Source organism: Streptomyces sp. NPDC037271 (genome assembly GCF_055603605.1).
This window is the reverse complement of record NZ_JBVJVN010000004.1, coordinates 12,348-35,614: the sequence shown is the minus strand read 5'-3', so window position 1 is coordinate 35,614 and position 23,267 is coordinate 12,348. Positions and strand designations below refer to the sequence as shown.

Here is a 23,267-nt window from a genome sequence, read left to right as displayed (position 1 = left end):
ATCAAGGAGGGTGCGGCGTGTGATTTGCGTCCCTCCTTTCCCCCCCCCCCCCCCCCCCCCCCCCCCCCCCCCCCCCCCCCCCCCCCCCGCGCCCCTGAGAGCGTGCACCGGCCGGCTGCTACATGATCGGGTCGGGTTCCCTCGCCAGGTCGGCCGCGCCGACCAGGCCGGCCTTGTTGCCGAGCTGGGCGGCGATCACGTCGGCGACCGGACGCCAGTTGCCGCCGACCAGCCACCGCTTGTACGACTTGCGGATCGGGTCGAGCACCAGGTCGCCCTCGTCGGAGAGGCCGCCGCCGACGATGAAGGCGGACGGGTCGAAGAGGGAGGCCAGGTCGGCGAGGCCGGCGCCGGCCCAGCGGGCCAGCTCGCGGTAGGAGTCGACGGCGACCGGGCAGCCCTGGCGGGCGGCGACGGAGATGTGCTTGCCCTCGATGCCGTCGGGTGTGCCGTCACCGAGCGCGAGGAGCACCTCGGCGCGCTCGGGGGTGGCGTTGGCGCGCTGCTTGGCGTAGCGCACGAGGGCGCGGCCGGAGGCGTACTGCTCCCAGCAGCCCTGCGAGCCGCAGCCGCACAGCAGGCCGTCCGGCACCATGCGGATGTGGCCGAACTCGGCGGCCACGCCGAAGTGGCCGCGGCGCAGCTTGTTGCCGATGATGATGCCGCCGCCGAGGCCGGTGCCGAGGGTGATGCAGATGACGTTGCGGTGGCCCTTGCCGCCACCGAACCTGTACTCGCCCCAGGCCGCGGCGTTCGCGTCGTTCTCCACGACGACGGGGAGACCGACGCGGGCCTGGACCTTCTCCTTGAGCGGTTCCTGGCGCCAGTCGATGTTGGGCGCGAAGTAGACCGTGGAGCGCTGCCGGTTGACGTATCCGGCGGCGCCGATGCCGACGCCGACGATCTCGTGTCCCGCGCGCGCGCCTTCCACCGCGGAGGCGATGGCGTCCACGATGCCCTCGGGCGTGCCCGGGGTCGGCACCTTGTGGGTCGAGAGGATGTTGCCTTCCTCGTCGACCACGCCGGCCGCGATCTTCGTGCCGCCGATGTCGACGCCGATGGTGAGTCCCATGAATCCCTCAGTTCGGTCGAGCCCCGCTATGGCCAACCGTACCCGAGGGGAGTGTCAGTCCAAGTCGATGCGCCGGCCCGGGCCGGTGCCCTCGTCGCCGTCGTCGCGCCCGGTGCCGCTTCCGTCGTCGCCCGGTTCGTCCAGGTCGCGGGGGTCGCGGGGCTCCCGGGGGGTGTCGCGTCCGGAGGTCCCGGCGGTCCAGCGGCGCTCCTGGTTCTGGACGGCGGAGCGGTAGGCGGCGAGGAGTTCGCCGCCGGCGGCCGCGAGGTGGTCGAAGACGTCCGGGTTGCGCTCGATGACCGGTTCGACGGCGGCCTTGGCCTGCTGGACGACCTGCCGGACCACCTGCTGGGCGGCCGGCCCGGCGACCTGGCCGAGCAGCGGGGACTGGAGGCCGGACAGCTTGTCCGCGACGGTGTCGACGAGCCGGCGCAGTTCCTCGGCGGCCGAGCCGGGCGGCGGCCCGTACTCGGCCCGGCGGCGGGCCTTCTCCGCCTCCAGGTCCTCGGCGCACGCCGTCGCCCAGGCGTCGGCGTCGCCGGCCCGTACCTCGTCGACCGCGTCGGCCTCGTCGGGGCGGGGGGCCTCGGACGGGGGGAGCTCTTCGCTCATGACGGACTCCTGACTACGGTTCGTCCTTACGACGTTACCCGAAGGGGCGCGGCGCGTTCAGCGGCTCTGCGGCCACAGCCGCGGGTCCGGCCGGAAGCGGACGGCGAGGACGTCCTCCCGCAGCGCGGCCCCGTCGACGGTGCAGCGGCGCAGCGCCGAGGGCAGCGGGACGATCCTGCGGAAGGGCCCGGCGGTGAGGACCAGTTCGTCGCCGCGGCGGATCAGGTCGAGTTCGTCGCGTATGGCGCCGGGCAGGGGGATGCGCCAGACCAGCACGCCGTCTTCGGCCAGCCGGTCGGTGACCGGCCACTCGACCGGGCGGACGTCCCCGTTGACGCCCGGTGTGTCGAGCGCGGCGAGGTCGTCCGTGCCGCGCGGGTCGCGTCCGAGGTGGGCGGTGGTGCGGACGTCGTACGTGCCCTGCCACTCCTCCAGTGCCTTGCGCTGCTGGGCGAGGGGGCCGGTGAGCCAGCTGTCGGCCGGGGTGTCCTCGGGCAGGACGCGGTTGGCGACCAGCAGGTCGGTGCGCAGGCCGCGCAGGGCGAGGCCGAGGGTGGCGGAGCGGACGGCGTCCACGCCGGCCGGGCCGGGCTCGGCGACCAGCCGCACGACGGTGTTCCGGTCGGCGAGGACGGCCTCGGTGGCGGCGAGTTCCAGGTCCCAGCGGGCGGCGGCCTCGTAGAGCGCCTCGGCGGGCATGGGGACGCCGGCGAGCCGGCCGAGGACGGGGCGCAGGGCGCGGGCGGCCTGCCGCTCGGGCGGGAGCAGGCGGCGCAGGTAGCGGCGCAGTTCCTCGGGCAGGGCGAGCAGGGCGAGGGCCCGGGGCGCGGGCGGCAGGTCGACGACGAGGAGTTCGTGGTGGTCGCGGGGCTCGGCGAGGGCGGCGTCGCGCAGGCCGCGCAGCAGGGCGAGTTCGTCGGCGCCGGGCAGGGGGGTGAGCTCCTCGGGGTCGAGGCGGGTGGCGCCGAGGAGGTCGAGGGCGGAGGCGGCGCGGTCCTGGAGGGCGGCGAGGCCGTCCCGGAAGCCCTGCGCGGGGTCGGGCCGCCAGGCGGTGAGGCGGGGTTCGACGGTGATCGGTGCGGGGCCCGTGCGCACCCCGAGCACGGCGCCGAGGGTGTCGTCGCGGTCGGCGCCGAGGAGCAGGGTGCGGGTGCCCTGCCGGGCGGCGGCGAGCGCGGTGGCGGCGGCGACGGTGGTACGGCCACTGCCGCCGGGGCCGGTGATCAGGATGGTGCGCATGAGGCTGAACGGTACCTGCGTGGGCGGTCGGTGAGCCGCCGGCCGTGTCCCGGGCGCGGTTGCCTGCGCGCGGTGTCCCGGCGTCGCGGGGCCGCCCGGCGCCCTGGGTCCCGTACGGCGGGTGCACGCCCGGCGCCCCGGAGACCCCGCACGGCGCGTACGCGCCCGGTCCGTTGGGGCACCGCACGGCGAGTACGCAACCGGCGCTGCGGGGGTGCGTCCGCCGCACCCGGCTTCGTCCGGGCGGGCGGCCGGCCATCACCCCCGGGTGCCTGGTACCTGGTGTCTGGTACCTGGTGCCTGGTGCCTCCCAGGCGTGCCCCAGGGGATGTCTCCCGGGCCGTTCAGACCGGGGGAGGCACCGACCCCGCCGCAGCTGCCGCGGGGCTACTTCTCCCCCGACTCCACCCGCTTCTTCAGCCCCGCCAGCGCCCGGTCGATGATGACCTTCTCGGCCTTGCGCTTGATCATGCCGAGCATCGGGATCTTGACGTCGACCGTGAGCCGGTAGGTGACCTCCGTGCCCGCGCCCGCCGGGCGGAGCAGGTAGGAGCCGTCGAGGGAGCGCAGCATCTGGGACTTCACCAGCGTCCAGGACACCTCGTGCTCGCCGGTCCAGGTGTACCCCAGCGTCTGGTCGTCCTTGATCGCCCCGGCGTCCATGACCAGCCGGACCTGCTCGGCACGCCCCTGCGCGTCGGTCGCGAGGACCTCCGCCTCCTTCACCTCTCCGGTCCAGTCCGGGTAGCGGGCGAAGTCGGCGATCACCGCCATGACGTCGGCCGGTGCCGCCTCGATCGTGATGCTCGAGCTGGTGTGTTCCGCCATCGCCGTGGCTCCTCCGGATGCGGGCCGGTACTGAGGTCGTCGTGCGCCGTCGTGCGCACGTGTGCCGGGTGCAGGCTATCGCGCACGGGCGGGGCGGATGTCACCACCTACCTGCGCAGGTCCGGCCGCCCGGGCGCGTTCCGGTTCACCACTCCAGCACCCACGGCCGCCCCGTCGACGCGAAGTGCCCGACGTTCACGCACTCGGTCGCCCCGATCCGCATCCGTCGCGCCAGCGGCTGGTGCACGTGCCCGAACAGGGCGTAGCGGGGACGGGTGCGGCGGATCGCGTCCAGCAGCGCGCGGCTGCCCCGCTCGAAGCGCCGGGCCACCGTGTCGTAGACAAGTTCCGGCACCTCGGGCGGGATGTGCGTGCACAGCACGTCCACCTCGCCGACGGCCTCGATCTTCGCGGCGTACTCCTCGTCACCGATCTCGTACGGGGTGCGCATCGGGGTGCGCAGGCCGCCGCCGACGAAGCCGAAGACCCGGCCGCCGATCTCCACCCGTTCCCCGTCGAGCACGGTGGTGCCGGGGCCGGCGTACTCGCGCCACAGGGGCGGCATGTCGACGTTGCCGTAGGTGGCGTACGTCGGGGTGGGGAAGGCGGCGAACATCTCGGCGTACTGCTTGCGCACCGCGCCCTCGATCAGCTCCCTGCGGTCCCCGCCGGCGCCCGCCCACAGCCGCGCCTGGAACTCCCGCGCCTCCGCGAAGCGGCGGGCGGTGCGCAGTTCGACGATGCGGTCGGCGTTGGCGGCGCCGAACAGGTCGGGGAAGATGCCGCGCGAGTGGTCGGCGTAGTCGAGGAAGAGGACCAGGTCGCCCAGGCAGACCAGGGCGTCGGCGCCCTCGCCGGCCCTGGCCAGGTCGCGGGCGTTGCCGTGGACGTCGCTGATCACGTGGACGCGGGTCGTCGTGTTACGGGCCGGTGTGGGTGCCATGGCGATCAAGCGTAAGCAGCGCGCACCCGCTGTGAACAGGGGCGGTCGGACCTGCGGTTACTGGCTGGTCGGCTGATGGTTCGACTACTGTGCGCAAAGCAAACCCCATCCGTGTGACGCAGCGAACATCTCGCGGGGACCCCCTGTCGGAGAAGCCATACCGGCGGGTAACGTCCGGGCAGTCCAGTCGTGCTCTGGATTTCGACATGTGAATCGACATGTGGTTCAGCATGTGATCAGCGTGTGATCATCCCGAGCACTTGCCCGAGCCTTGGACCGCACCGTCGCATCGCACAACGTCGTGGCGCCGGCGCCTTATGAGGAGCAGCAGTCTTGCGCGAGTTCAGCCTTCCGGCTTTGTACGAGGTCCCCGCGGACGGAAACCTGACCGACATCGTCCGCAGAAACGCCGCGCAGCACCCGGACGTCGCCGTCATCTCGCGCAAGGCGGGAGACGTGTGGCAGGACGTGACCGCCCGTGACTTCCTCGCCGAGGTGTGCTCCGCCGCCAAGGGCCTCATCGCCTCCGGTGTCCAGCCGGGCGACCGGGTCGGACTGATGTCCCGTACGCGCTACGAGTGGACCCTGCTGGACTTCGCGATCTGGAGCGCGGGCGCGGTCACCGTGCCGGTGTACGAGACCAGCTCGCCCGAGCAGGTGCAGTGGATCCTCGGCGACTCGGGCGCCACGGCGTGCGTCGTGGAGTCCGCCGGGCACGCCGCCGCCGTCGAGTCGGTGCGCGAACAGCTGCCCGCCCTCAAGCACGTCTGGCAGATCGACGCCGGGGCCGTGGAGGAGCTGGGGCGCCTGGGCCAGGACGTGACGGACCAGGCCGTCGAGGAGCGCGGCTCGATCGCGAAGGCCGACGACCCGGCGACCATCGTCTACACCTCCGGCACCACCGGCCGCCCCAAGGGCTGCGTGCTCACCCACCGCAGCTTCTTCGCCGAGTGCGGCAACGTCGTCGAGCGGCTGCGTCCGCTGTTCCGCACGGGCGAGTGCTCCGTCCTCCTCTTCCTCCCCCTCGCGCACGTCTTCGGGCGGCTGGTGCAGGTCGCGCCGATGATCGCGCCGATCAAGCTGGGCTGCGTCCCGGACATCAAGAACCTCACCGACGAGCTGGCCGCGTTCCGGCCCACGCTGATCCTCGGCGTGCCGCGCGTCTTCGAGAAGGTGTACAACTCGGCGCGCGCCAAGGCGCAGGCCGACGGCAAGGGCAGGATCTTCGACAAGGCCGCCGACACGGCGATCGCGTACAGCAGGGCCCTGGACGCCCCGTCCGGCCCGTCCCTCGGCCTGAGGATCAAGCACAAGATCTTCGACAAGCTCGTCTACGGCAAGCTCCGCACGGTGCTCGGCGGACGCGGCGAGTACGCCATCTCCGGCGGCGCCCCGCTGGGCGAGCGCCTCGGCCACTTCTTCCGCGGCATCGGCTTCACGGTCCTGGAGGGCTACGGCCTGACCGAGTCCTGCGCGGCCACCGCCTTCAACCCCTGGGACCGGCAGAAGATCGGCACGGTCGGCCAGCCGCTGCCCGGTTCCGTGGTGCGCATCGCGGACGACGGGGAGGTGCTGCTGCACGGGGAGCACCTGTTCAAGGAGTACTGGAACAACCCGGACGCGACGGCCGAGGCGCTGGCCGACGGCTGGTTCCACACCGGTGACATCGGCACCCTGGACGAGGACGGCTTCCTCTCGATCACCGGCCGCAAGAAGGAGATCATCGTCACCGCCGGCGGCAAGAACGTCGCCCCGGCCGTCATCGAGGACCGCATCCGCGCGCACGCGCTGGTCGCGGAGTGCATGGTGGTCGGCGACGGGCGGCCGTTCGTGGGTGCGCTGGTCACCATCGACGAGGAGTTCCTCGGCCGCTGGTGCGCGGATCACGGCAAGCCCGCCGGTTCGACGGCGGCGTCGCTGCGGGAGGACCCGGATCTGCTCGCCGCGGTCCAGTCGGCCGTCGACGACGGCAACTCGGCGGTCTCCAAGGCGGAGTCGGTGCGGAAGTTCCGGGTGCTGGCCGCCCAGTTCACCGAGGACTCGGGGCACCTGACGCCGTCGCTGAAGCTGAAGCGGAACGTGGTGGCGAAGGACTACGCGGACGAGATCGAGGCGATCTACGCGAAGTAGGAGCAGGAGGGCGGGGGCCGTCTCGGGGCGGGTGCCCCACCCACCCGTTCGTCAGCGCGGTGAGCGGCCCCTCACCGGCCCTTGAGGGCCTCCAGGAAACCCTCCGCGACGTCCCCGGGAGGCGTGGTCGGGTCGTTCGTCAGCACGACGTGCAGCGCCCACCCGAGGGCCTCCCGGCGAACCTCGGTGCGCTTCCGCCATGCCTTGCCCATGCGGTGTCCGTCCCGCTCGAACGAGGCGTCCAGCCGCAGGATCTCCCGCCCGATGATCTCGGGCCCCTGCTCGGTCATACCTCTTGCCCTCCGTGGATCGGCGGCACCGGCGTTCCGGCGCGGTGTCAGAGCAGGGCCTTCAAGTGCTCCGCCAGCAGGTCCCAGCGCCACTTCTCCTCGACCCAGGCCCGGCCCCGCTCCCCCATGCGGCGGCGCAGGTCCGCGTCCGCGAGGAGCGTGACGACGCGGTCGGCGGTCTGCTCCTCGGAGTCGCCGCGCACGACCCAGCCCGTCTCCCCGTCGAGCACCGCGTCCGGCGCGCCGCCCGAGTCGCCGGCGACGACGGGCAGGCCGGTCGCGGACGCCTCCAGGTAGACGATGCCGAGGCCCTCGACGTCGAGACCGCCCCGGCGGGTCCGGCACGGCATGGCGAAGACGTCGCCGGCGCCGTAGTGCGCGGGCAGCTCGGACCAGGGGACGGCGCCGGTGAAGCGGACGGAGGCGGCGACGCCGGTCCCGGCGGCGAGGCGGCGCAGCTCCTTCTCGTAGGGGCCGCCGCCTACGATCAGCAGGACGGCGTCCGGCTCGGCGGCGAGGATGCGCGGCATGGCCCGGATCAGGGTGTCCTGGCCCTTGCGCGGCACCAGCCGCGAGACGCACACCACCACGGGCCGCTCGGTCAGTCCGAGCCGGGCCCGCACCTCGTCGCCGCCGCTGCCCGGGTGGAAGGTCTTCTCGTCGACGCCGGGCGGCAGCTGCACCATCCGTGCGGCCGCCGCGGGCGTGAGCGCGCCCGCTATCCGGGAGCGCGTGTACTCGCCGAGGTAGGTGATCGTGTCCGTGGACTCCCCGATCCGGCGCAGCAGCTGGCGGGCGGCGGGCAGCTGTGCCCACCCGGCCTCGTGCCCGTGGGTGGTGGCGACGATCCGCTCCGCCCCCGCCCTCCGCAGCGCCGGTGCCATCAAGCCGAGGGGCGCCGCCGCCCCGAACCACACCGACGTGCACCCGTGCTCGCGCAGCAGCCCGACGGCCCGCCGGGTCGCGCCCGGCGTCGGCAGCAGCATCGTCGTACGGTCCCGTACGACGGTGAAGGGCTGCTCGGCGTCGAAGGCGGCGGTGGCCTCCGTGCCCTCCCGGCCGCGCTTCCAGGTGGAGGCGTAGACGACCAGCCGCTCGGGATCCAGTCGCAGCGCCATGTTGTGCAGGAAGGCCTGGATGCCGCCCGGGCGGGGCGGGAAGTCGTTGGTCACGATCAAGGTCTTGCGCATCGCCGCCGACCCTACCGAACCCGCCGTCCGGGCCGGGGCCCGGCCGCCTCCTGTGGCAGACGCACAGGTGTCCGGGTCATCATGGCCGCACGGCCCAGCACAGCACGGCACGCGGACGGGCAGGGAGCACGTGGAGACGACGGAGGCGAGGCGGTCATCGGCGTGGCTGGTGGCGGTCTGGGGCGTCACCCGGCTGGTGCTGCTGCTGTTCGCACTGAAAGTGCTGGTCTTCCCCGGGCCGGACGTCACCAGTGACGTGTCCGTCATCTACCGGGACTGGTACGAGGTCCTGCGCACCGGAACGTTTCCGCTGGACGACGTCACCTGGCAGTACCCGCCCGCCGCGGCCCTCGCGGTCCTCTCCCCCGCGCTGCTGCCCTTCCTGTCGTACCCGACGGCCTTCACCGTCCTGGCCTGTGCCGCGGACCTGGCCGTCCTCACCCTGCTGTGGCGCTCGGGCCGGGGTCCCGGGCGCTCGCCGCGCGGCGCGTGGGTGTGGGTGGCGGGCCTGCCTCTGCTCGGTCCGACGGTGTACGCCCGCTACGACGTGATGGTCACCGCCGTCGCGGTCGCGGCGGTGCTCGCCGCCGGCCGGCATCCGCGCACGGCGGGGGCCCTGGCGGCCCTCGGGGCGCTGCTGAAGGTGTGGCCGGCGCTGGTGCTCCTCGGGATGCGCGGGCGCGCGCCGTGGGCCGCCGCCGTGCTGAGCGGCGCGGGGCTGGCGGCGCTGTTCGCGGTGGCCATGCCGGGGGCGTTCGCTTTCCTGACGTTCCAGCGCGAGCGGGGCACCGAGGTGGAGTCGCTGGGCTCGCTGGTCTTCCACGTCGCCCGGCACTTCGGCTGGGACGGCGAGGTGCTGCTCAACTACGGCTCGGTCGAGTTCCTCGGCCCGTACGTGGGCACGGTGAGCGCCGTCGCCCTCGCGCTCTCCGCCCTGGCGTTCGGCTGGCTGCTGCTGTGGCGGTCGGCCGCCCCGCGCTTCGCGGCGCACACGGCGGCGGACGCCGCGTTCGTGGCGGTGCTGATGTTCACGGTCACGAGCCGGGTGATCAGCCCGCAGTACATGGTCTGGCTGATCGGTCTCGCGGCGGCCTGCCGGTGCTTCGGGGCGAGCGGGATGCGGGTGCCGGTCGCTCTGGTGCTGGCGGCGAGCCTGGTGACGGTGCTGGAGTTCCCGGTCTTCTTCGCCCAGGTCGTCGCCAGTGATCCGCTCGGCGTCGCGCTGCTGTTCGTCCGCAACGGCCTGCTGGTCGCCGCGGTGCTCGTCGCGGCCCGCGCCCTGTGGCGCGACACGGTGCCGCACCGGGCCCGGGACCGGCGCGGCCGGCTCAGTCGAACTCCGCCCGCAGATACTCCCGCCACCGCGCCGTGAACTCCTCCGGCACCGTCCCGAGCACCTCGTCCATCGCGTCCTCCACCGCGCCCGCGCGGCCGTCGTGCGCGCCCACGGCGCGGTAGAAGGCGTCCAGGCGGTCCTCGCCCCACTGGTCGGCGATCATCCGGCAGGCCAGCCAGCCGCCCTCGTAGGCGCGGGCCAGTTCGTCCGCGTCGGCGGTGAAGCCGAAGTCCTCGTCGGCCGGCAGCCCGGCGGGGACCCGGCCCTCGGCGACCGCGCCGGCCGTCTCGGGGGCGGCCTGGGCGGGGGCGCGGCCGCTGCCGCGGTAGCCGACCCAGTCGGCGTAGCCCTCGGACAGCCACAGCGGGGTGGCGGCGGTGGTGTCGGCGCGGGTGGCGACGTGGGTGGTCTCGTGGGTGAGCACGACCTGCTTGCCGAGGGTGCCGAGCAGCCCGTACGCGTCGGGGTTGACGATGATCCGGTCCGCCGGGGCCTGCTCCCGGCCGCCCGTCTCCCCGGTGGTGACCGCCGCGATGCCCCGGTAGGACGAGGCGGGGGAGCCGAGCAGCCCCGCCATCCCCTCCAGCGACGCGGGCACGATGACGACGATCCGCCGGGCCCAGTCTCCGTCCCAGGCGTCCGACACGGCCGGCACCGCCCGGTCGGCCAGGTCCGCGTAGCCGCGCAGCGCCCCGGTGGACTGCCCGACGCCGAGCACGAGGCTGTGCTCGCCCCGCACGACCCGGACCGCTCCCTGGTCCCACGGCTGCTGGCCGGACCGCTCGGCGGGCCGGTCGGAGACGACGGACCACCGCCCGTCCGCACCGTCCCGGCTCAGCCGCACCGTGCGGGCGGCGGCGACCGGCCCCCGGTCGTGGCCCTCGACGCGGTAGCGGAGCTCGACGTCGGCGGTGGCGGTGTCGCCGGTGCGGTCCACGTGCCCCACCCGGTACGACCACGCGGCCAGCGGCACCGCGCTCAGGTTGTCGAAGCCGGCCCCGGTCCCGGTGCGCGCGTAGGCGGCCCGGTCGTGGTCGAGGAGGGCCGCCGCCCGCCGGTCCAGCACCCGCTGCACCTCGGCGCGGGCGGGGTCGGCGGCGGTCCGGCCGCCGCAGGCCACGAGGGAGACGAGCAGCAGGCACAGCACCACCACGGAGGAACCCGACACCCGCCTTCGACCAGCCATCCTCCCGATCGTACGGGCGCCGGCCGGCGGGGGCGGGACGCGGAGGTCAGACCCGGGTGACCGACGAGACCGGCATCATGCCGACCGGGTCGTAGCGCACGGGGGCGCCGGGGTAGGGCGCGTGGATCACCTGGCCGTTGCCGACGTACATGCCGATGTGGCTGGCGTCGTCCCGGTAGGCGACGAGGTCGCCGGGCCGCGCCTGGGCCAGGGACACCCGCTGCCCGGCGCCGGACTGCGCCTGCGAGGTGCGCGGCAGGCCGATCCCGGCCTGTGCGTACGACCACTGGGTCAGTCCCGAACAGTCGAATCCGGTCGGCCCGTTGGCACCCCAGACGTAGGGCTTGCCGAGGGCGGAGCGGGCGGCGGCGACGGCGGCCGCCGCACGGCCGGAGGCGGGAGCGGCGTCGCCGGGGGCGGCCTGGCCAGTGCCGTCGGCCAGGTCGGTGCGGCCGGAGCGGGAGCCGCGGTCGTAGGCGGCCCGTTCGTCGTCCGGGAGGGAGTTGAGCAGCTCGCGGGCTTCGGCGAGCTTTCGCTCCACGGTCTTCTTGTGGGCGGCGACCGCCTTGCGGCTCTTCTCCAGCTCGGTGAGCTTGTGGCCGGCCTCGGCACGGTCCTGGGCGAGGTCGCGCATGGCTGCCTGGAGCTCCCTGAGCTCACCGGCCTGGTGGGTGCTGATCCGGTCGAGCACGGAGGCCCTGTCCAGGTAGTCGTCCGGATCGGCGGAGAGCAGCAGCGCCAGCGACGGGTCCATGCCGCCGGAGCGGTACTGGGCACCCGCCATCGAACCGAGCGTGTCCCGCATGGTGTTGATCCGTGCCTGCTGCCGGGCGATCGAGTCCTGGGAGGCATCGACCTCCGCGCGCAGGGCCTCGGTGCGCGCGTCGGCCTTGTTGTACGCCTCGGTCGCCTGCTCCGCCTCCGTGTGGAGCCGGTCCACCTCCGCCCGCCTGTCGTCGTGCGGGGTGGCCGTGGCCGGTACGGCGCCCAGCACCGCGGCGGCGACGGACAGCAGGCCGACGGCGGCGGCGGTGCCGCGGTCGAACCCGGTTGGTGCAAGGCGGCGATGGGACCCCACGGGAAGCCGCACTCCTTCCGCTGGCGGACGGGGAAACGCGGCAGACAGTAACCCCGCGGCGGGGCACCGGCCAACGACCTCGGGGGCCGCGCAGCACGACGCCCCGCCGCTGACGCAGGTCACCGGCGGGGCGGGGGTCACAAGTCCGTGCTGTGATTCGCCCGAACGGGCGGCATTGCGAGGGCTATTTCGGGTTTACGCGGGGCGCGGCTCGGCTCAGACCCGGACGCCGAACATGAACGGGCCGCCGATGGTGTTCATCGACTCGTAGCGCACGACCGTGCCGCTGCGCGGTGCGTGCAGGACCTGGCCGTTGCCGGCGTAGAGGCCGACGTGGTGCAGGTCGTTGAAGAAGAAGACGAGGTCGCCGACCTGCAGCTGGCTCATCGAGGAGATCCGCGTGCCCGCGCCGGTCTGCGCCTCGGACGTACGCGGGATGGAGACGTCGGCCTGGGCGTAGGCCCAGGAGGTCAGGCCGGAGCAGTCGAAGGAGGACGGGCCGGTGGCGCCCCAGACGTAGGGCGAGCCGATCTTGCTCTGGGCGGCGGCGAAGGCGGCGGCGGCCCGGCCGGAGGCGGGCTTCCCGGAGGGGGACCCGGCGCCGGAGAGGGCCTGGCGCTCGCTGCTGCGGGTGGAGCGCTGCTCCTCCTTCTGGAGGTCGGCCTTCTCCTGTGCGGTGAGCGTGTTGAGCAGCTTCTGCGCGGAGGCGAGCTTGCCCTGCACTTCCTTCTTCTTGTTGCCCAGTTCGGTGCGGGTGGAGGCGAGGTCCTTGAGCTTCACGCCGGCCTCGGAGCGCTGCTGGGCGAGGTCGCGCTGCTTCACCTGGATCTTCTTCAGCGCCTCGACCTGCTGACCGCTCAGCTGGTCGAGCGTGGAGGCCTTGTCCAGGTAGTTGTCCGGGTCGGCCGAGAGGAAGAGCTGGAGGGAGGGGTCTATGCCGCCGGTGCGGTACTGGGCGCTGGCCATCGAACCGAGGCCGTCGCGCAGCTCGTTGAGCTCCTTCTGGCCGCGGGCGACGTTGTCCTGGATCGTGGAGATCTCCTTCTGGAGCTTCTCCTGCTTCTCCTTGGCGCCGTTGTACTTCTCGGTGGCCTTCTCCGCCTCTTCGTAGAGCTTGTCGACCTTGGCCTTGACCTCGTCCTTGCTCGGCTTCTCGCTCGGGGCGGCGTTGGCGGCCTGCGAGCTGAGAGCGACGGCGGCGGCGGCAGCGGTGGTGAGCACGGTCACGCGCGTGCGGCTCGGCTGCTTGGGACGACGGTGGGACGCCACGGAGACGAGCTCCTTCTTGAGAGGGATCACCCGTGCGAGGGTTCGATGGCTGACCCTAGTGACCCACTCGTGATCAGTTCAAATCCTCCGCCGAAATATCCCGGTTACGCACCGCATTCTTTGCCACAACTCACCAGCAGTAACCTCCACTTGACGCTACGTTGCGTGACGGTTCCGTCAATTCAGGCATAGTCGGCCTACGTTGCGGTTGGTACGAAAGTGTGACCGGAGTCAGGAAAGGCGCTTGAGGAGCACCGCGGACGCCACCGGGCGTGCGCCGGCGCGCGCCACGCCGTCGGCGACCTCGCGGTCGGTGGAGACGACGATGACCGGCCGGCCGGGCGGCTCGGCCCGCACCAGCTGGCGGATCAGCTCGTCGGCGGTGACGCCGGGCTTGGAGAACAGCACCCGCACCCCGCGCGGCGGCGCGAGCAGCACCGGTGCCACCAGTTCGGCGCCGTCGAAGACGCAGGTCATCTCGGCGCCGGTCTGCGCGGCGAGCTGGGAGAGCTGGCCGAGCAGTCTGAGCCGCTGCTTCTCCAGCGGCATCTGGGGATAACCGGTCTTGGTGACGTTGTAGCCGTCGACGACCAGGTGCGCCTGGGGCAGCGCGAGCAACTGGTCGAGGATGGCCGGGTCGTTCTCGGACAGCGCGCGGGCGGCGATGTCCTTGGGGGTCATCCGGCCCGGCTCGACCGCGTCCACCGTCTCGGCGGGCCGCACCGACACCGGGGGCAGCGCGAGCTCCCTGCGCAGCCCCTGCGTCGCGTCCAGCAGGGTGTCCAGCAGCAGCCGCACCCGCATGTCCTCGACGCTGCGTCCCTCGCGGGCCGCCTTGCGGGTGGCCTCCAGGGCGGCCTCGGCCTCCCCGAGCCGGGTCTTGAGCCGCCGGGTCTCGCTCTCGGCGGCGGACACCTGGGCGTGGCCCTCGGCGCGTACGGCGTCGATCTCGGCCCGGATCTTGCGCAGCGCGGCCTCGCCGCGCTTGACGTCGCTGAGGGCGGAGCGCAGCTTGCGGTGCAGCGACTCGGCCTCCCGCTTCGCCGAATCCAGCTCCGCGCGCAGCCGCTCGGTCTCGGTCCTGGTGTGCTCCCGGGCCCGGGCCAGCTCCTCGCGCAGCCGCTCCAGTTCGGCGCGGCTCTCCTCGTCGGCGCGCTCGGCGTCCGCGCGCTGCGCCTCCTCGCCGGCGGCGGTCACCAGCTTGACCCAGCCGTGCGGTCGCAGGACGTAGGCCGCGGCCGCCACGTCGAGGGGGTCGGCGGCGGGCGGCGGGGAGCCGGCGTCCAGGGCGTCGGCCAGTTCCGGCTGGGCCTCCCTGAGTTTCTCGCCGATGCGCTGGCGGAACAGCGGGGCCGTCTCCACGGCGGCGGCCATGGCGTTGCCGGCGAACTTGGCCCTGCGGTTCGGGGCGAACCGGGCGTACTGTCTCAGCTGTGCGGGCAGTTCACCGAGGGTGAGTCCGCCGAAGCCGTCGGACACGATCTGCACGACCCTGCGGCGCACGCCGTCGGGCAGCGGCCGGTCGAGCACCTCGGCGGCGCCGTCGCCCGGCTCCCCGCCCTGTGTCTCCACCATCCGTCACCCCAATGCCTCTGCGTGATCCCGTGCGGGATCACCTCATGCGGGGGCCGCTCCCGTCATCAGGAGGCGGCACCCGGCCTGTCCACGAGTTCCACCTGGTCCACGGCGTTGCACCAGCGGCACCGCACCGACTCGATGGTCTCACTGAGCACCTCGCGCTCCTCGACCTGCGGCTCACCGGCCAGATCGAGGTGGACGTACTCGACGACCTTCGAGGCCCGGGTCACGTCGAAGCGGGTGAGGTTGCCGCAGAGGGTGCAGCGCCACCGCGTCGTGTCGGTCGGCAGGGGAACCGTCATCGTGGCTGTTCGCTCTCTTCCAGTGTCGGTGACCCGCCGGGTTCCCCCGGCGCGTGTGGCTCGTAACCCTACGGCCTGGCGGGTACCCGACGCCCGCGTGTCCACGGCGGCGAGGCGGTCCGGGCGGTTGCGTCCCGTTACGTCATGCTCTGTGTCCATGATCCGCAACTGGCGCACGGCGGCCCTCGGGAAGGCCAGGACGCCCGGCACGGCCCGCACGGCCCGCACGGCCCGCACCGCCCGACGCCGCCGGACGGCGCCGGTGACGTACGGGCTGATCACCCTGTGCTGTCTGCTGTTCCTGGTCAGCCCGGCGGCGGGCCTGAATCCCGCGTACGGCACCGGGGACGAGCTGCTCGCCGCGCAGCACGCCCACTTCCGGCGCTGGGGTGTGATCCCCGCTGAGCTGTTCGAGGACTCCCCCGGATCCGCCCTCACCCCCGCCACGGCGCTGTTCGTCCACGGCAGCTGGGTGCACCTGCTGGGCAACATGCTCTTCCTCCACGTCTTCGGCGCGATGGCCGAGGAGCGGATGGGCCGGCTCCAGTTCGCCCTGTTCTACCTCGGCTGCGGCTACCTGGCCCTGCTCGGTTACGCGGGGGCCAACGCCCACTCCCCGCAGTCCCTGGTCGGCGCCTCGGGGGCGATCTCCGCGGTCCTCGGCGCGTTCCTCTTCCTCTTCCCGCACGCCCGGGTGACCAGCCTCCTGCCCTTCCTCTTCTTCCTCCCGCTGCGCTTCCCCGCCTGGCTGGTGCTGCCGTTCTGGGCGGCCCTGCAGTGGCTGGCGGCGGGGCGGGCCGGCGACGGCCCCGGGGTGGCGTACCTCGCGCACCTGGTGGGCTTCGGGCTGGGCTTCGTCTTCGCCTGGGTGCGGTTCGGGCGTACGACTAGAGTGAGAAGCGTTCCAGTGGCGGCCCCCGAGGGAGAGAAACAACCGTGATCAGCGCGATCGTCCTCATCAAGACCAGCGTGGACCGGATCCCCGAGATCGCGGAGCGGATCGCCGCGCTGGAGAACGTCAGCGAGGTCTTCTCCGTCACCGGCACCTACGACCTGATCGCCATGGTGCGGGTGAGCCGGCACGAGGACCTGGCCGAGGTCATCCCCGGCCGGATCAGCAAGATCCCGGGCGTGGAGGGCACGGACACGCACGTGGCGTTCCGGACGTACTCGCAGCACGACCTGGAGGCGGCGTTCGCCATCGGGCTCGACAACTGACTCGGGCGGATTCGGGCAGTCGATGAAGAGTTCTTCATCCCGGACTCATCCGGGACGCCGGGTTCCGCGCGCAGGATCGGTGACATGGTCTTCTCTCGCCGGATGGCGGCCCTGGCGGCCGTCGTCCTGATCCCGCTCGGTATCGCCGCGACCAGTTTCGCCCTCACCGACAGCCCGCAGGAACCCAAGGTCCCGGCCAAGGTGGAGCTGGAGAGCGGCTCCCCGACGCCCACCCCCACCTCCTCCTCGCCCGAACCGAAGCCCAGCGACCAGGTGGTGACCCGGCCGCCGGTGACCGACAGCCCTCCGGATGACGACGATGACGACGACCGAGGCCAGGACACCGGGGACACCGGGGACGACTCGTCCGCCGACGACGGATCCGGCGACGACGGCTGACCGCGAGCGCCGCCGGATCTCGGCCCGCGTCCGCATCCTGCTCTGGCTGCTGCTCGTGATGGCGGTCGCCCTCGCCTCGGTGGCCGCGACCACCCGCTCGATCCTGCTGCACGACACCGACCAGCGGATCAACGCCCTGCTCGCGCAGGAGGCCGGCGAGTTCGCCAACTTCGAGGAGCAGGGCTTCGACCCGGCCACCGGCCGCCCGTTCACCGACCCGGGGCGGCTGTTGCGGGTCTTCCTGGAGAGGCAGTACGCCGACCTGGACGAGGAGCTGATCGGCCTGGTGGGCGAGGCGGGCGGCAAGCCCGCGCAGATCATCCAGCAGCGCGAGATCCCGGTCGCCCTGCCCCTGCACAAGGACGCCGACGCCAGGCGCCGCATCCACGCCTCGCCCGACTCCACCGGCACCCTGCACCGGCCTCAGGGCGAGATCCGCTGGGCCAAGGTCACCGTCGCCCGGTACGGCGGCGAACCGGCCGCCGCGTTCGTGGTCGCCTTCCACCCCGGGCGGGAACAGGCCCGCGCGGACGAGGTGTTCCGCGTCCTGCTCGCCATCTCCGGCGTCGCCCTGCTGATGACGACCGGCATCGCCTGGGTGGTCGCGGGCCGGATCCTCAAACCGGTGCGGCTGGTGCGGACCACGGCCGCGCAGCTCACCGAGCAGGACCTGACGCGGCGCATCCCGGTGCACGGACACGACGACGTGGCCGCGCTCGCCGAGACGTTCAACGCCATGCTCGACCGGCTGGAACGCGCCTTCGCCACCCAGCGCCGGTTCGTCGACGACGCGAGCCACGAACTGCGCACCCCGATCACCATCGTGCGCGGCCACCTGGAACTGATGGGCGACGACCCGGCGGAACGCGAGGAGACGGTCCGCCTCGTCACCGACGAACTGGACCGGATGAGCCGCATCGTCGAGGACCTCCTCCTGCTCGCCAAGGCCGAACGCCCCGACTTCGTCACCCCCGAGCCGGTCCAGCTCGCCGAGCTCACCGCCGACGTCTACGTCAAGGCCCGCACCCTCGGCGACCGCGAGTGGGTACTGGCCGAAGTCGCCGACCGCGAGGCCCAGCTGGACCCCCAGCGGATCACCCAGGCCATGGTGCAGCTCGCGCAGAACGCCGTGCAGCACACCACCGCCGGCCAGACCATCCGCATCGGCTCCCGCGCCGACGGCACCCGGATCGAGCTGTACGTCGCCGACTCCGGGCCCGGGGTCCAGCCGCAGGACGCCGAGGTCGTCTTCGAGCGGTTCCGGCGCGGCACGGCACGGCGCGGGGCGCGCGGAAGCGGCGCCGGGCTCGGGCTGTCGATCGTCAAGGCGATCGCGGAGGGCCACGGCGGGCGGGTCGGTCTGCGCACCACCGAGGGCGGCGGCGCCACCTTCGTACTGACACTGCACTGATTCCGGAAGAGGCTCGCCCATGAACCGCATCCTCATCGTCGAGGACGAGGAGCGCATCGCCTCCTTCGTCGAGAAGGGCCTGCGCGCCAACGGCTTCACCACCACCGCCGTCGCCGACGGCGACGCCGCCTACGAGTACGCCCTCACCGGCGGCTTCGACCTGGTCGTCCTGGACATCGGCCTGCCCGGCCGGGACGGCTTCACGGTCCTGCGCGAGCTGCGCGAGTCCCGGGTGACGACCCCGGTGATCGTGCTGACCGCCCGGGACTCCGTACGGGACACGGTGGCCGGCCTGGAGGGCGGCGCCGACGACTGGATGACCAAGCCGTTCCGCTTCGAGGAACTGCTCGCGCGGGTGCGGCTGCGGCTGCGTACGGCGGCCAGGGCGCCGGAGGTGACGGTGCTGAGGTCCGGCGACCTCTCCCTGGACCTGCGTACCCGCCGGGCCCGTGCCGCGGAGCGGACGGTGGACCTGACGGCCCGTGAGTTCGTGCTCCTGGAACTGTTCCTGCGGCATCCGGGGCAGGTCCTGTCGCGGGAGCAGATCCTGTCGCACGTGTGGGGCTACGACTTCGACCCCGGCTCCAACATCGTGGACGTGTACGTGCGGGCGCTGCGCAAGAAGCTGGGCGCCCACCGGGTCCAGACGGTACGGGGCATGGGGTACCGGCTGCCGGGCTGACGTATCGGCCCACCGACCGTCATCGGGTGAAGTTTCCTTCATGTCGGACTCATTGAGGGCTCACCGCCCGGGAGAACCCTCGATGACGTGACGTTGAACCTCCGCCTCGCGGCGGCCCTCTGCGTGGCCCTGTCCCTGTGCGCAGTGCTGGCGGTGCCCGGCAACTTCCCGGCCCTCGGCGGGGACGCGCGCCTCACCCTCGCCGTGTTCGCGCTGGCCACCTGCGCCTGGATCGGCACGTCGATCGACGACACGTACATCGCGCTGGGCGCCGGCCTCGCGCTGACCGCGACCGGCGTGATCAGCAGCGACACCCTCTTCGGCACCCTCGGCGACGACACGGTGTGGCTGCTGATCTGCGCCTTCGTGCTGGCGGCGGCGGTGGCCCGGACCGGGCTCGCCGGGCGGGCGGCGGCGTTCCTGGTCGGCGGGGCGCGCAGCGTACGGCAGTTGGTGCACCTGACGACGGCCGCGCTGGTGGTGACGGCGTTCGCGGTGCCGGCCACGTCGGGCCGGGCGGCGCTCGCGCTGCCGGTGTTCCTGGCCCTCGCCAAGGCCCTCGCCGACCGGAAGCGACTGGTCGTGATGCTCGCGCTGCTGTTCCCGACCGTGATCCTTCTGTCGGCGGTGGCGACCCTGATCGGTGCGGGAGCGCATTTGATCACGGTGTCGGTGCTGTGGGAGGCGACCGGGGACCGGATCGGCTTCACCCAGTGGCTGCTGCTCGGCCTGCCGCTGGCGGTCGCCTCCTCCCACCTGGCCGCCGAGGTGGTCCTGTTGACGACCACTCGGCGGGCGGACCGCGGGGGCCCGGTCCACATCACCGCCGAGGAGATCCAGCGGCACAGCGAGAGCCCGGTCACCGGTCCCTGGACGCAGGCGGAGAAGCGCTGCGCCCTGCTGCTGGCCACGGTGGTGACCCTGTGGTGCAGCGAGCCGCTGCACCACGTCTCCCCCGCGGTGGTGGCGCTGATCGGCGCGGTCGTCGCCTCCTCCCCCGCCCTCGGCACCGTACGGCTCAAGGACGCCCTGAAGACCGTGCCCTGGTCGCTGCTGCTGTTCATGGCGGCCACCATGGCGATGGGCGTCGCGCTCGCCGACTCCGGTGCGGCGAAGTGGCTGGTGTCGGGGCTGCCCGCCGACGTCGCGCCGGCCGTCTTCCTCGGGATCGTGGTCGCGGTGAGCACCGCGGCCCACCTGGTCCTCCAGTCCCGCTCGGCCCGCTCCTCCGTCCTGGTCCCGCTGGTCATCGCCGCGGCCCTGGGAGCCGGGGTCAACCCGGTCGCCGCCGCGCTCGCCTCCACCGCCGCGGCGGGCTTCTGCCACACGCTCCCCGCCTCCGCCAAGCCGGTCACGCTCTTCTCCGACATCCCCGGCACCCCCACCTACACCCCGCGCGACCTGCTGCGGCTGTCGGCCGTCCTGGCACCGCTGACCGCCGCGCTCGTGCTGTTCTTCGCCGCCGCCGTCTGGCCGCTGCTCGGCGTACCCGTGACCCGATGAAGGAGCCCACCATGTCCGTCCTCTCCTCCCCGTCGCCCCTCTCCCCGGTTCCCTCCGTGCTGGACCGTGTCGTCGTGGCCCCCAGCGGCTTCAAGGAGTCCCTGTCCGCCCAGGCCGCCGCCGACGCCATCGCGGCGGGCGTCCGCCGGGTCCTGCCGGACGCCGAGATCGACCGCGTCCCGCTCGTCGACGGCGGCGAGGGCACGGCCACCGCGCTGGCGTCCGCGACCGGCGGGCGGCTGGTCGCGCTGGCCGCCACCGGCCCGGTCGGCGAACCCGTCGGCACCCACTTCGCGCTGCTCGGCGCGCAGGACACGGCGGTGGTGGAGATGGCCGCCGTCGCGGGACTCTCCCTGGTCCCCCGCGCCCTGCGCGACCCGGGCGCCACGACGACGTACGGCGTCGGCGAGCTGATCCGCGCCGCGCTCGACACCGGGGTGCGGCGCGTCCTGGTCGGCTGCGGCGACTCGGGCACGTCCGACGGGGGCGCGGGCGCGCTCCAGGCGCTCGGGGCCCGGCTGCTGGACGCGGACGGCTTCGAACTCCCGCACGGCGGACGCGAGCTGATCCGCCTCGCCCGCATCGACCCGTCCGGTCTCGACACCCGGCTGAAGGACACCGAACTGCTCGTCGCCTGCAACCCGTTCAACGTGCTGTGCGGAGAGCGGGGCGTGGCCCGGGTGTTCGGCCCGCAGAAGGGGGCGACGCCCGCGCAGGTCGAGGAGTTGTCGGCCGGTCTGGAGAACTGGGCGCGCGTCCTCACCCGCGACCTCGGTGTCATCGGCACCGACCTGCGCAACGGCCCGGGCACCGGCGCCTCCGGCGGGCTGGGCGCGGGCCTGGCCGCCGTCGGGGCCCGGCTGCTGCCCCGCTTCGACGTGCTCCTCGACCACCTCGACCTGGACGCCCGCCTCGCCCGCGCCGACCTGGTGCTGACCGCCGAGGGCGCCCTGGACCACCAGACGCCGCGCGGCAAGATCCCGGCCGAGGTGGCCCGCCGCGCCAAGCTCTACGGCCGTCCCGTCCTCGCCCTGGCCGGCACCCTCGGCGAGGGCGCGCACGAGGTGCCGGGGGTGGACGCCTGCCACGGCATCATGCCGGCGCCGATGGCCCTGGCGGACGCGCTGCTGCGGGCCGCCGAACTCCTCACGGACGCCACGGAGCGGGCGTTGCGGATGATCCTGCTGGGGTCACGGCTGCCGGGCCGGACGGTTCAGCCGGCGGAGGCCGTGTCGGGCACACAACGCCCGTCCTCGGTACGGTAGTTCCACCGGGCTCCGTCGTTCACCAGCTCCCTGACCGCGTTCACGAACCGCTCGACGTGCTCGTCCGGGGTGCCCGCGCCGAAGCTGACGCGGATGGCGTTGAGGGACTTCTCGCCCGGCGCCGCCTCGGGGGCGCCGCACTCACCCTGCGCCTGCGGGTCACTGCCGAGCAGGGTGCGCACCAGCGGGTGGGCGCAGAACAGGCCGTCGCGCACGCCGATGCCGTACTCGGCGGAGAGCGCGGCGGCGAAGTGGGAGCTGTTCCATCCTTCGACGACGAAGGAGAGCACGCCGACGCGGGGGGCGTCGTCGCCGAAGAGGGAGAGGACGCGCACCTGCGGCACCCGGGCGAGCCCCTCGCGCACCTTCCCGATGAGGTACTCCTCGCGGGCGACCAGCGTGTCGAACCCGGCCTCGGTGAGCGCCTTGCAGGCGGAGGCGATCGCGTAGGCGCCGATGACGTTGGGCGACCCGGCCTCGTGCCGCGCGGCGCTGTCGTGCCACTCCACGTCCACGCCGCCGTCGGCCCGCCGGGTGACCCTGCGGCTCGCGCCGCCACCGGCGAGGTACGGCTCCGCCTCGCGCAGCCAGTCGGCCCGGCCGGCCAGCACGCCGGCACCGAACGGGGCGTACAGCTTGTGCCCGGAGAAGGCGACCCAGTCCACGTCCAGGTCGGCCACGGACACGGGATGGTGCGGGGCGAGCTGGGCGGCGTCGAGCACGATCCGCGCACCGTGCGCGTGCGCGGCGGCGGCCAGTTCACGCACCGGCCACAGCTCGCCGGTGACGTTGGAGGCGCCGGTGACGCAGACCAGGGCCGGCCCGTAGGGCTCGCGGGCGACGAGGGCGCGCTCCAGGGTCTCGACGGCCTGGGCGGGGGTGCGCGGGGCGTCGAGGAAGGTGACGTCGGCGTCCCTCCAGGGCAGCAGCGAGGCGTGGTGCTCGGTCTCGAAGACGAAGACCCGGCAGTCGGCGGGCAGCGCCGCGGCGAGCAGGTTGAGCGAGTCGGTGGTGGACCTGGTGAACACGACCTGGTCCCCTTCCCGGCAGCCGAGGAACTCCGCGACGGCCTTCCGGGCGTTCTCGAACAGGTCGGTCGACAGCTGCGACAGGTATCCGGCGCCCCGGTGCACGCTGCCGTAGTAGGGGGCGTAGGCCGCCACGTCGTCCCAGACCCGCTGGAGCGCGGGCGCGCTGGCGGCGTAGTCGAGCGCGGCGTAGGTGACCTCGCCGCCGGTGACGAGCGGGACGGTGACATCTCCGCCCAGGACGGGCAGCGGAGGACAAACGGACTGGTCGGCGGCAAGGGTGGGGACGGACATGGGCGCACTCCCGTGGCGTGAAGGCAGGCGGCGTCACCACGCGGACCGCGCGGGGCCGGGCGTGGGTGCAGCCGAGAAGGCGGGGAAAGGAGGGTGCGGAGGCGAGGCACCGCTTCAGGGTGTCGGGCCGGTCCGAAGGACAGGCCCTATCGCATTCGCTGGTTCACGGGAGACTCCCTCGAGTGGCCCAGGACCCCTGGCCCCACACTTCCGAGAGCGTGCGAGGGGTCCGCGCTTGCCGTGAACCCTGCTGTCCACGGCCTGGTCTTCACCCGGGGCACCCCGCCACGGACGGAGGGTTGCCGGACAGTCGGCCGGGGCCTGATGACTGTCACTCATGACCTGCCAAGGAACGTACGGGAAAAGATCGGCGTCCCGCAACCCGGGTCCGGATCGCGGGACGCTCGTCGCACG

Annotated in this window: 22 protein-coding genes and 1 riboswitch; of the genes, 9 read left to right on the top strand and 13 right to left on the bottom strand. The window is 73.4% G+C overall.

Going from position 1 to position 23,267, the window contains the following annotated elements; translation table 11 throughout:
- Nucleotides 1–118 precede the first annotated feature (118 nt).
- The 5 genes from ACZ7G3_RS09990 to ACZ7G3_RS09970 form a co-directional block, all read right to left on the bottom strand.
- Nucleotides 119–1,072: an ROK family glucokinase gene (locus tag ACZ7G3_RS09990; protein WP_426526074.1), complete on the bottom strand. Its 954-nt coding sequence runs from the start codon at nt 1,070–1,072 to the stop codon at nt 119–121.
- Between the two features lie 54 nt (nt 1,073–1,126).
- Nucleotides 1,127–1,684, bottom strand: a complete 558-nt coding sequence (locus tag ACZ7G3_RS09985) for a DUF5304 domain-containing protein (protein ID WP_470924591.1) — start codon at nt 1,682–1,684, stop codon at nt 1,127–1,129.
- 57 nt (nt 1,685–1,741) lie between these two features.
- On the bottom strand, nt 1,742–2,923 hold the full coding sequence (locus ACZ7G3_RS09980) for an ArsA family ATPase (protein ID WP_470924589.1): 1,182 nt from the start codon (nt 2,921–2,923) through the stop codon (nt 1,742–1,744).
- A gap of 387 nt (nt 2,924–3,310) precedes the next feature.
- Nucleotides 3,311–3,751, bottom strand: a complete 441-nt coding sequence (locus tag ACZ7G3_RS09975; protein WP_426526080.1) for an SRPBCC family protein — start codon at nt 3,749–3,751, stop codon at nt 3,311–3,313.
- A 145-nt stretch (nt 3,752–3,896) separates the two neighbouring features.
- Nucleotides 3,897–4,694 (bottom strand): metallophosphoesterase family protein, encoded by a 798-nt coding sequence (locus ACZ7G3_RS09970; RefSeq protein WP_470924587.1) that lies wholly within the window; start codon nt 4,692–4,694, stop codon nt 3,897–3,899.
- Nucleotides 4,695–5,027: 333 nt separating this feature from the next.
- Between ACZ7G3_RS09970 and ACZ7G3_RS09965 the strand changes: the two genes are divergently transcribed.
- Complete coding sequence (locus tag ACZ7G3_RS09965) at nt 5,028–6,824, top strand: AMP-dependent synthetase/ligase (protein ID WP_470924585.1); 1,797 nt, start codon at nt 5,028–5,030, stop codon at nt 6,822–6,824.
- Between the two features lie 71 nt (nt 6,825–6,895).
- Here ACZ7G3_RS09965 and ACZ7G3_RS09960 read toward each other — a convergent pair whose 3' ends face one another.
- Nucleotides 6,896–7,114, bottom strand: coding sequence for a hypothetical protein (locus tag ACZ7G3_RS09960; RefSeq protein WP_426598420.1), 219 nt, complete (start codon nt 7,112–7,114; stop codon nt 6,896–6,898).
- Nucleotides 7,115–7,161: 47 nt separating this feature from the next.
- On the bottom strand, nt 7,162–8,304 hold the full coding sequence (locus ACZ7G3_RS09955; protein ID WP_470924583.1) for a glycosyltransferase family 4 protein: 1,143 nt from the start codon (nt 8,302–8,304) through the stop codon (nt 7,162–7,164).
- Between the two features lie 130 nt (nt 8,305–8,434).
- Between ACZ7G3_RS09955 and ACZ7G3_RS09950 the strand changes: the two genes are divergently transcribed.
- Nucleotides 8,435–9,676, top strand: coding sequence for a glycosyltransferase 87 family protein (locus tag ACZ7G3_RS09950; RefSeq protein ID WP_470924581.1), 1,242 nt, complete (start codon nt 8,435–8,437; stop codon nt 9,674–9,676).
- Here the strand turns inward: ACZ7G3_RS09950 and ACZ7G3_RS09945 are convergent.
- The 5 genes from ACZ7G3_RS09945 to ACZ7G3_RS09925 all read right to left on the bottom strand — a co-directional run bounded on the left by ACZ7G3_RS09945 (nt 9,633) and on the right by ACZ7G3_RS09925 (nt 15,053).
- On the bottom strand, nt 9,633–10,826 hold the full coding sequence (locus ACZ7G3_RS09945) for a hypothetical protein (protein WP_470924579.1): 1,194 nt from the start codon (nt 10,824–10,826) through the stop codon (nt 9,633–9,635). The two genes, ACZ7G3_RS09950 and ACZ7G3_RS09945, sit on opposite strands and share 44 nt — an antisense overlap.
- A gap of 46 nt (nt 10,827–10,872) precedes the next feature.
- Nucleotides 10,873–11,904, bottom strand: coding sequence for a C40 family peptidase (locus ACZ7G3_RS09940; protein ID WP_470924577.1), 1,032 nt, complete (start codon nt 11,902–11,904; stop codon nt 10,873–10,875).
- A 216-nt stretch (nt 11,905–12,120) separates the two neighbouring features.
- The gene (locus ACZ7G3_RS09935; protein WP_470924939.1) at nt 12,121–13,173 is read right to left on the bottom strand and encodes a C40 family peptidase; all 1,053 of its coding nucleotides are present in this window, start codon (nt 13,171–13,173) and stop codon (nt 12,121–12,123) included.
- Between the two features lie 231 nt (nt 13,174–13,404).
- Nucleotides 13,405–14,748, bottom strand: a complete 1,344-nt coding sequence (locus ACZ7G3_RS09930; RefSeq protein ID WP_426598425.1) for an NYN domain-containing protein — start codon at nt 14,746–14,748, stop codon at nt 13,405–13,407.
- A 65-nt stretch (nt 14,749–14,813) separates the two neighbouring features.
- Nucleotides 14,814–15,053: a hypothetical protein gene (locus tag ACZ7G3_RS09925; protein ID WP_395573676.1), complete on the bottom strand. Its 240-nt coding sequence runs from the start codon at nt 15,051–15,053 to the stop codon at nt 14,814–14,816.
- A 157-nt stretch (nt 15,054–15,210) separates the two neighbouring features.
- On the opposite strand from ACZ7G3_RS09925, the gene ACZ7G3_RS09920 reads away from it, so the two are divergent.
- From ACZ7G3_RS09920 to ACZ7G3_RS09890, 7 genes are all read left to right on the top strand, one after another.
- Complete coding sequence (locus ACZ7G3_RS09920; RefSeq protein ID WP_470924574.1) at nt 15,211–15,993, top strand: rhomboid family intramembrane serine protease; 783 nt, start codon at nt 15,211–15,213, stop codon at nt 15,991–15,993.
- Nucleotides 15,990–16,271: an Lrp/AsnC family transcriptional regulator gene (locus tag ACZ7G3_RS09915; RefSeq protein WP_100044201.1), complete on the top strand. Its 282-nt coding sequence runs from the start codon at nt 15,990–15,992 to the stop codon at nt 16,269–16,271. Before ACZ7G3_RS09920 ends, ACZ7G3_RS09915 begins: the two co-directional genes overlap by 4 nt.
- Before the next feature lie 84 nt (nt 16,272–16,355).
- Nucleotides 16,356–16,670, top strand: a complete 315-nt coding sequence (locus ACZ7G3_RS09910; protein WP_426598427.1) for a small secreted hydrophilic protein — start codon at nt 16,356–16,358, stop codon at nt 16,668–16,670.
- A complete protein-coding gene (locus ACZ7G3_RS09905; protein WP_470924571.1) occupies nt 16,591–18,081 on the top strand; it encodes a sensor histidine kinase in 1,491 nt (496 codons plus the stop codon). The genes ACZ7G3_RS09910 and ACZ7G3_RS09905 overlap by 80 nt, the downstream gene beginning before the upstream one ends.
- A 19-nt stretch (nt 18,082–18,100) precedes the next feature.
- On the top strand, nt 18,101–18,763 hold the full coding sequence (locus ACZ7G3_RS09900; protein ID WP_426526105.1) for a response regulator transcription factor: 663 nt from the start codon (nt 18,101–18,103) through the stop codon (nt 18,761–18,763).
- An 87-nt stretch (nt 18,764–18,850) separates the two neighbouring features.
- Nucleotides 18,851–20,266: an SLC13 family permease gene (locus ACZ7G3_RS09895; protein WP_470924569.1), complete on the top strand. Its 1,416-nt coding sequence runs from the start codon at nt 18,851–18,853 to the stop codon at nt 20,264–20,266.
- Between the two features lie 56 nt (nt 20,267–20,322).
- Nucleotides 20,323–21,531: a glycerate kinase gene (locus tag ACZ7G3_RS09890; RefSeq protein WP_470924937.1), complete on the top strand. Its 1,209-nt coding sequence runs from the start codon at nt 20,323–20,325 to the stop codon at nt 21,529–21,531.
- Here ACZ7G3_RS09890 and ACZ7G3_RS09885 read toward each other — a convergent pair.
- Entirely contained in the window at nt 21,480–22,853 is a 1,374-nt protein-coding gene (locus tag ACZ7G3_RS09885) for an aminotransferase class V-fold PLP-dependent enzyme (RefSeq protein WP_470924567.1), read from the bottom strand. The two genes, ACZ7G3_RS09890 and ACZ7G3_RS09885, sit on opposite strands and share 52 nt — an antisense overlap.
- A 226-nt stretch (nt 22,854–23,079) precedes the next feature.
- Nucleotides 23,080–23,196: riboswitch (SAM riboswitch) on the bottom strand.
- Nucleotides 23,197–23,267: the final 71 nt, after the last annotated feature.

Coding starts and splice junctions, on each gene's coding strand:
- ACZ7G3_RS09905 (WP_470924571.1), top strand. CDS start 16,591: ATGACGACGACCGAGGCCAGGACACCGGGGACACCGGGGACGACTCGT.
- ACZ7G3_RS09945 (WP_470924579.1), bottom strand. CDS start 10,826: ATGGCTGGTCGAAGGCGGGTGTCGGGTTCCTCCGTGGTGGTGCTGTGC.
- ACZ7G3_RS09900 (WP_426526105.1), top strand. CDS start 18,101: ATGAACCGCATCCTCATCGTCGAGGACGAGGAGCGCATCGCCTCCTTC.
- ACZ7G3_RS09920 (WP_470924574.1), top strand. CDS start 15,211: ATGATCCGCAACTGGCGCACGGCGGCCCTCGGGAAGGCCAGGACGCCC.
- ACZ7G3_RS09990 (WP_426526074.1), bottom strand. CDS start 1,072: ATGGGACTCACCATCGGCGTCGACATCGGCGGCACGAAGATCGCGGCC.
- ACZ7G3_RS09930 (WP_426598425.1), bottom strand. CDS start 14,748: ATGGTGGAGACACAGGGCGGGGAGCCGGGCGACGGCGCCGCCGAGGTG.
- ACZ7G3_RS09980 (WP_470924589.1), bottom strand. CDS start 2,923: ATGCGCACCATCCTGATCACCGGCCCCGGCGGCAGTGGCCGTACCACC.
- ACZ7G3_RS09955 (WP_470924583.1), bottom strand. CDS start 8,304: ATGCGCAAGACCTTGATCGTGACCAACGACTTCCCGCCCCGCCCGGGC.
- ACZ7G3_RS09960 (WP_426598420.1), bottom strand. CDS start 7,114: ATGACCGAGCAGGGGCCCGAGATCATCGGGCGGGAGATCCTGCGGCTG.
- ACZ7G3_RS09975 (WP_426526080.1), bottom strand. CDS start 3,751: ATGGCGGAACACACCAGCTCGAGCATCACGATCGAGGCGGCACCGGCC.
- ACZ7G3_RS09925 (WP_395573676.1), bottom strand. CDS start 15,053: ATGACGGTTCCCCTGCCGACCGACACGACGCGGTGGCGCTGCACCCTC.
- ACZ7G3_RS09885 (WP_470924567.1), bottom strand. CDS start 22,853: ATGTCCGTCCCCACCCTTGCCGCCGACCAGTCCGTTTGTCCTCCGCTG.
- ACZ7G3_RS09985 (WP_470924591.1), bottom strand. CDS start 1,684: ATGAGCGAAGAGCTCCCCCCGTCCGAGGCCCCCCGCCCCGACGAGGCC.
- ACZ7G3_RS09970 (WP_470924587.1), bottom strand. CDS start 4,694: ATGGCACCCACACCGGCCCGTAACACGACGACCCGCGTCCACGTGATC.
- ACZ7G3_RS09910 (WP_426598427.1), top strand. CDS start 16,356: ATGGTCTTCTCTCGCCGGATGGCGGCCCTGGCGGCCGTCGTCCTGATC.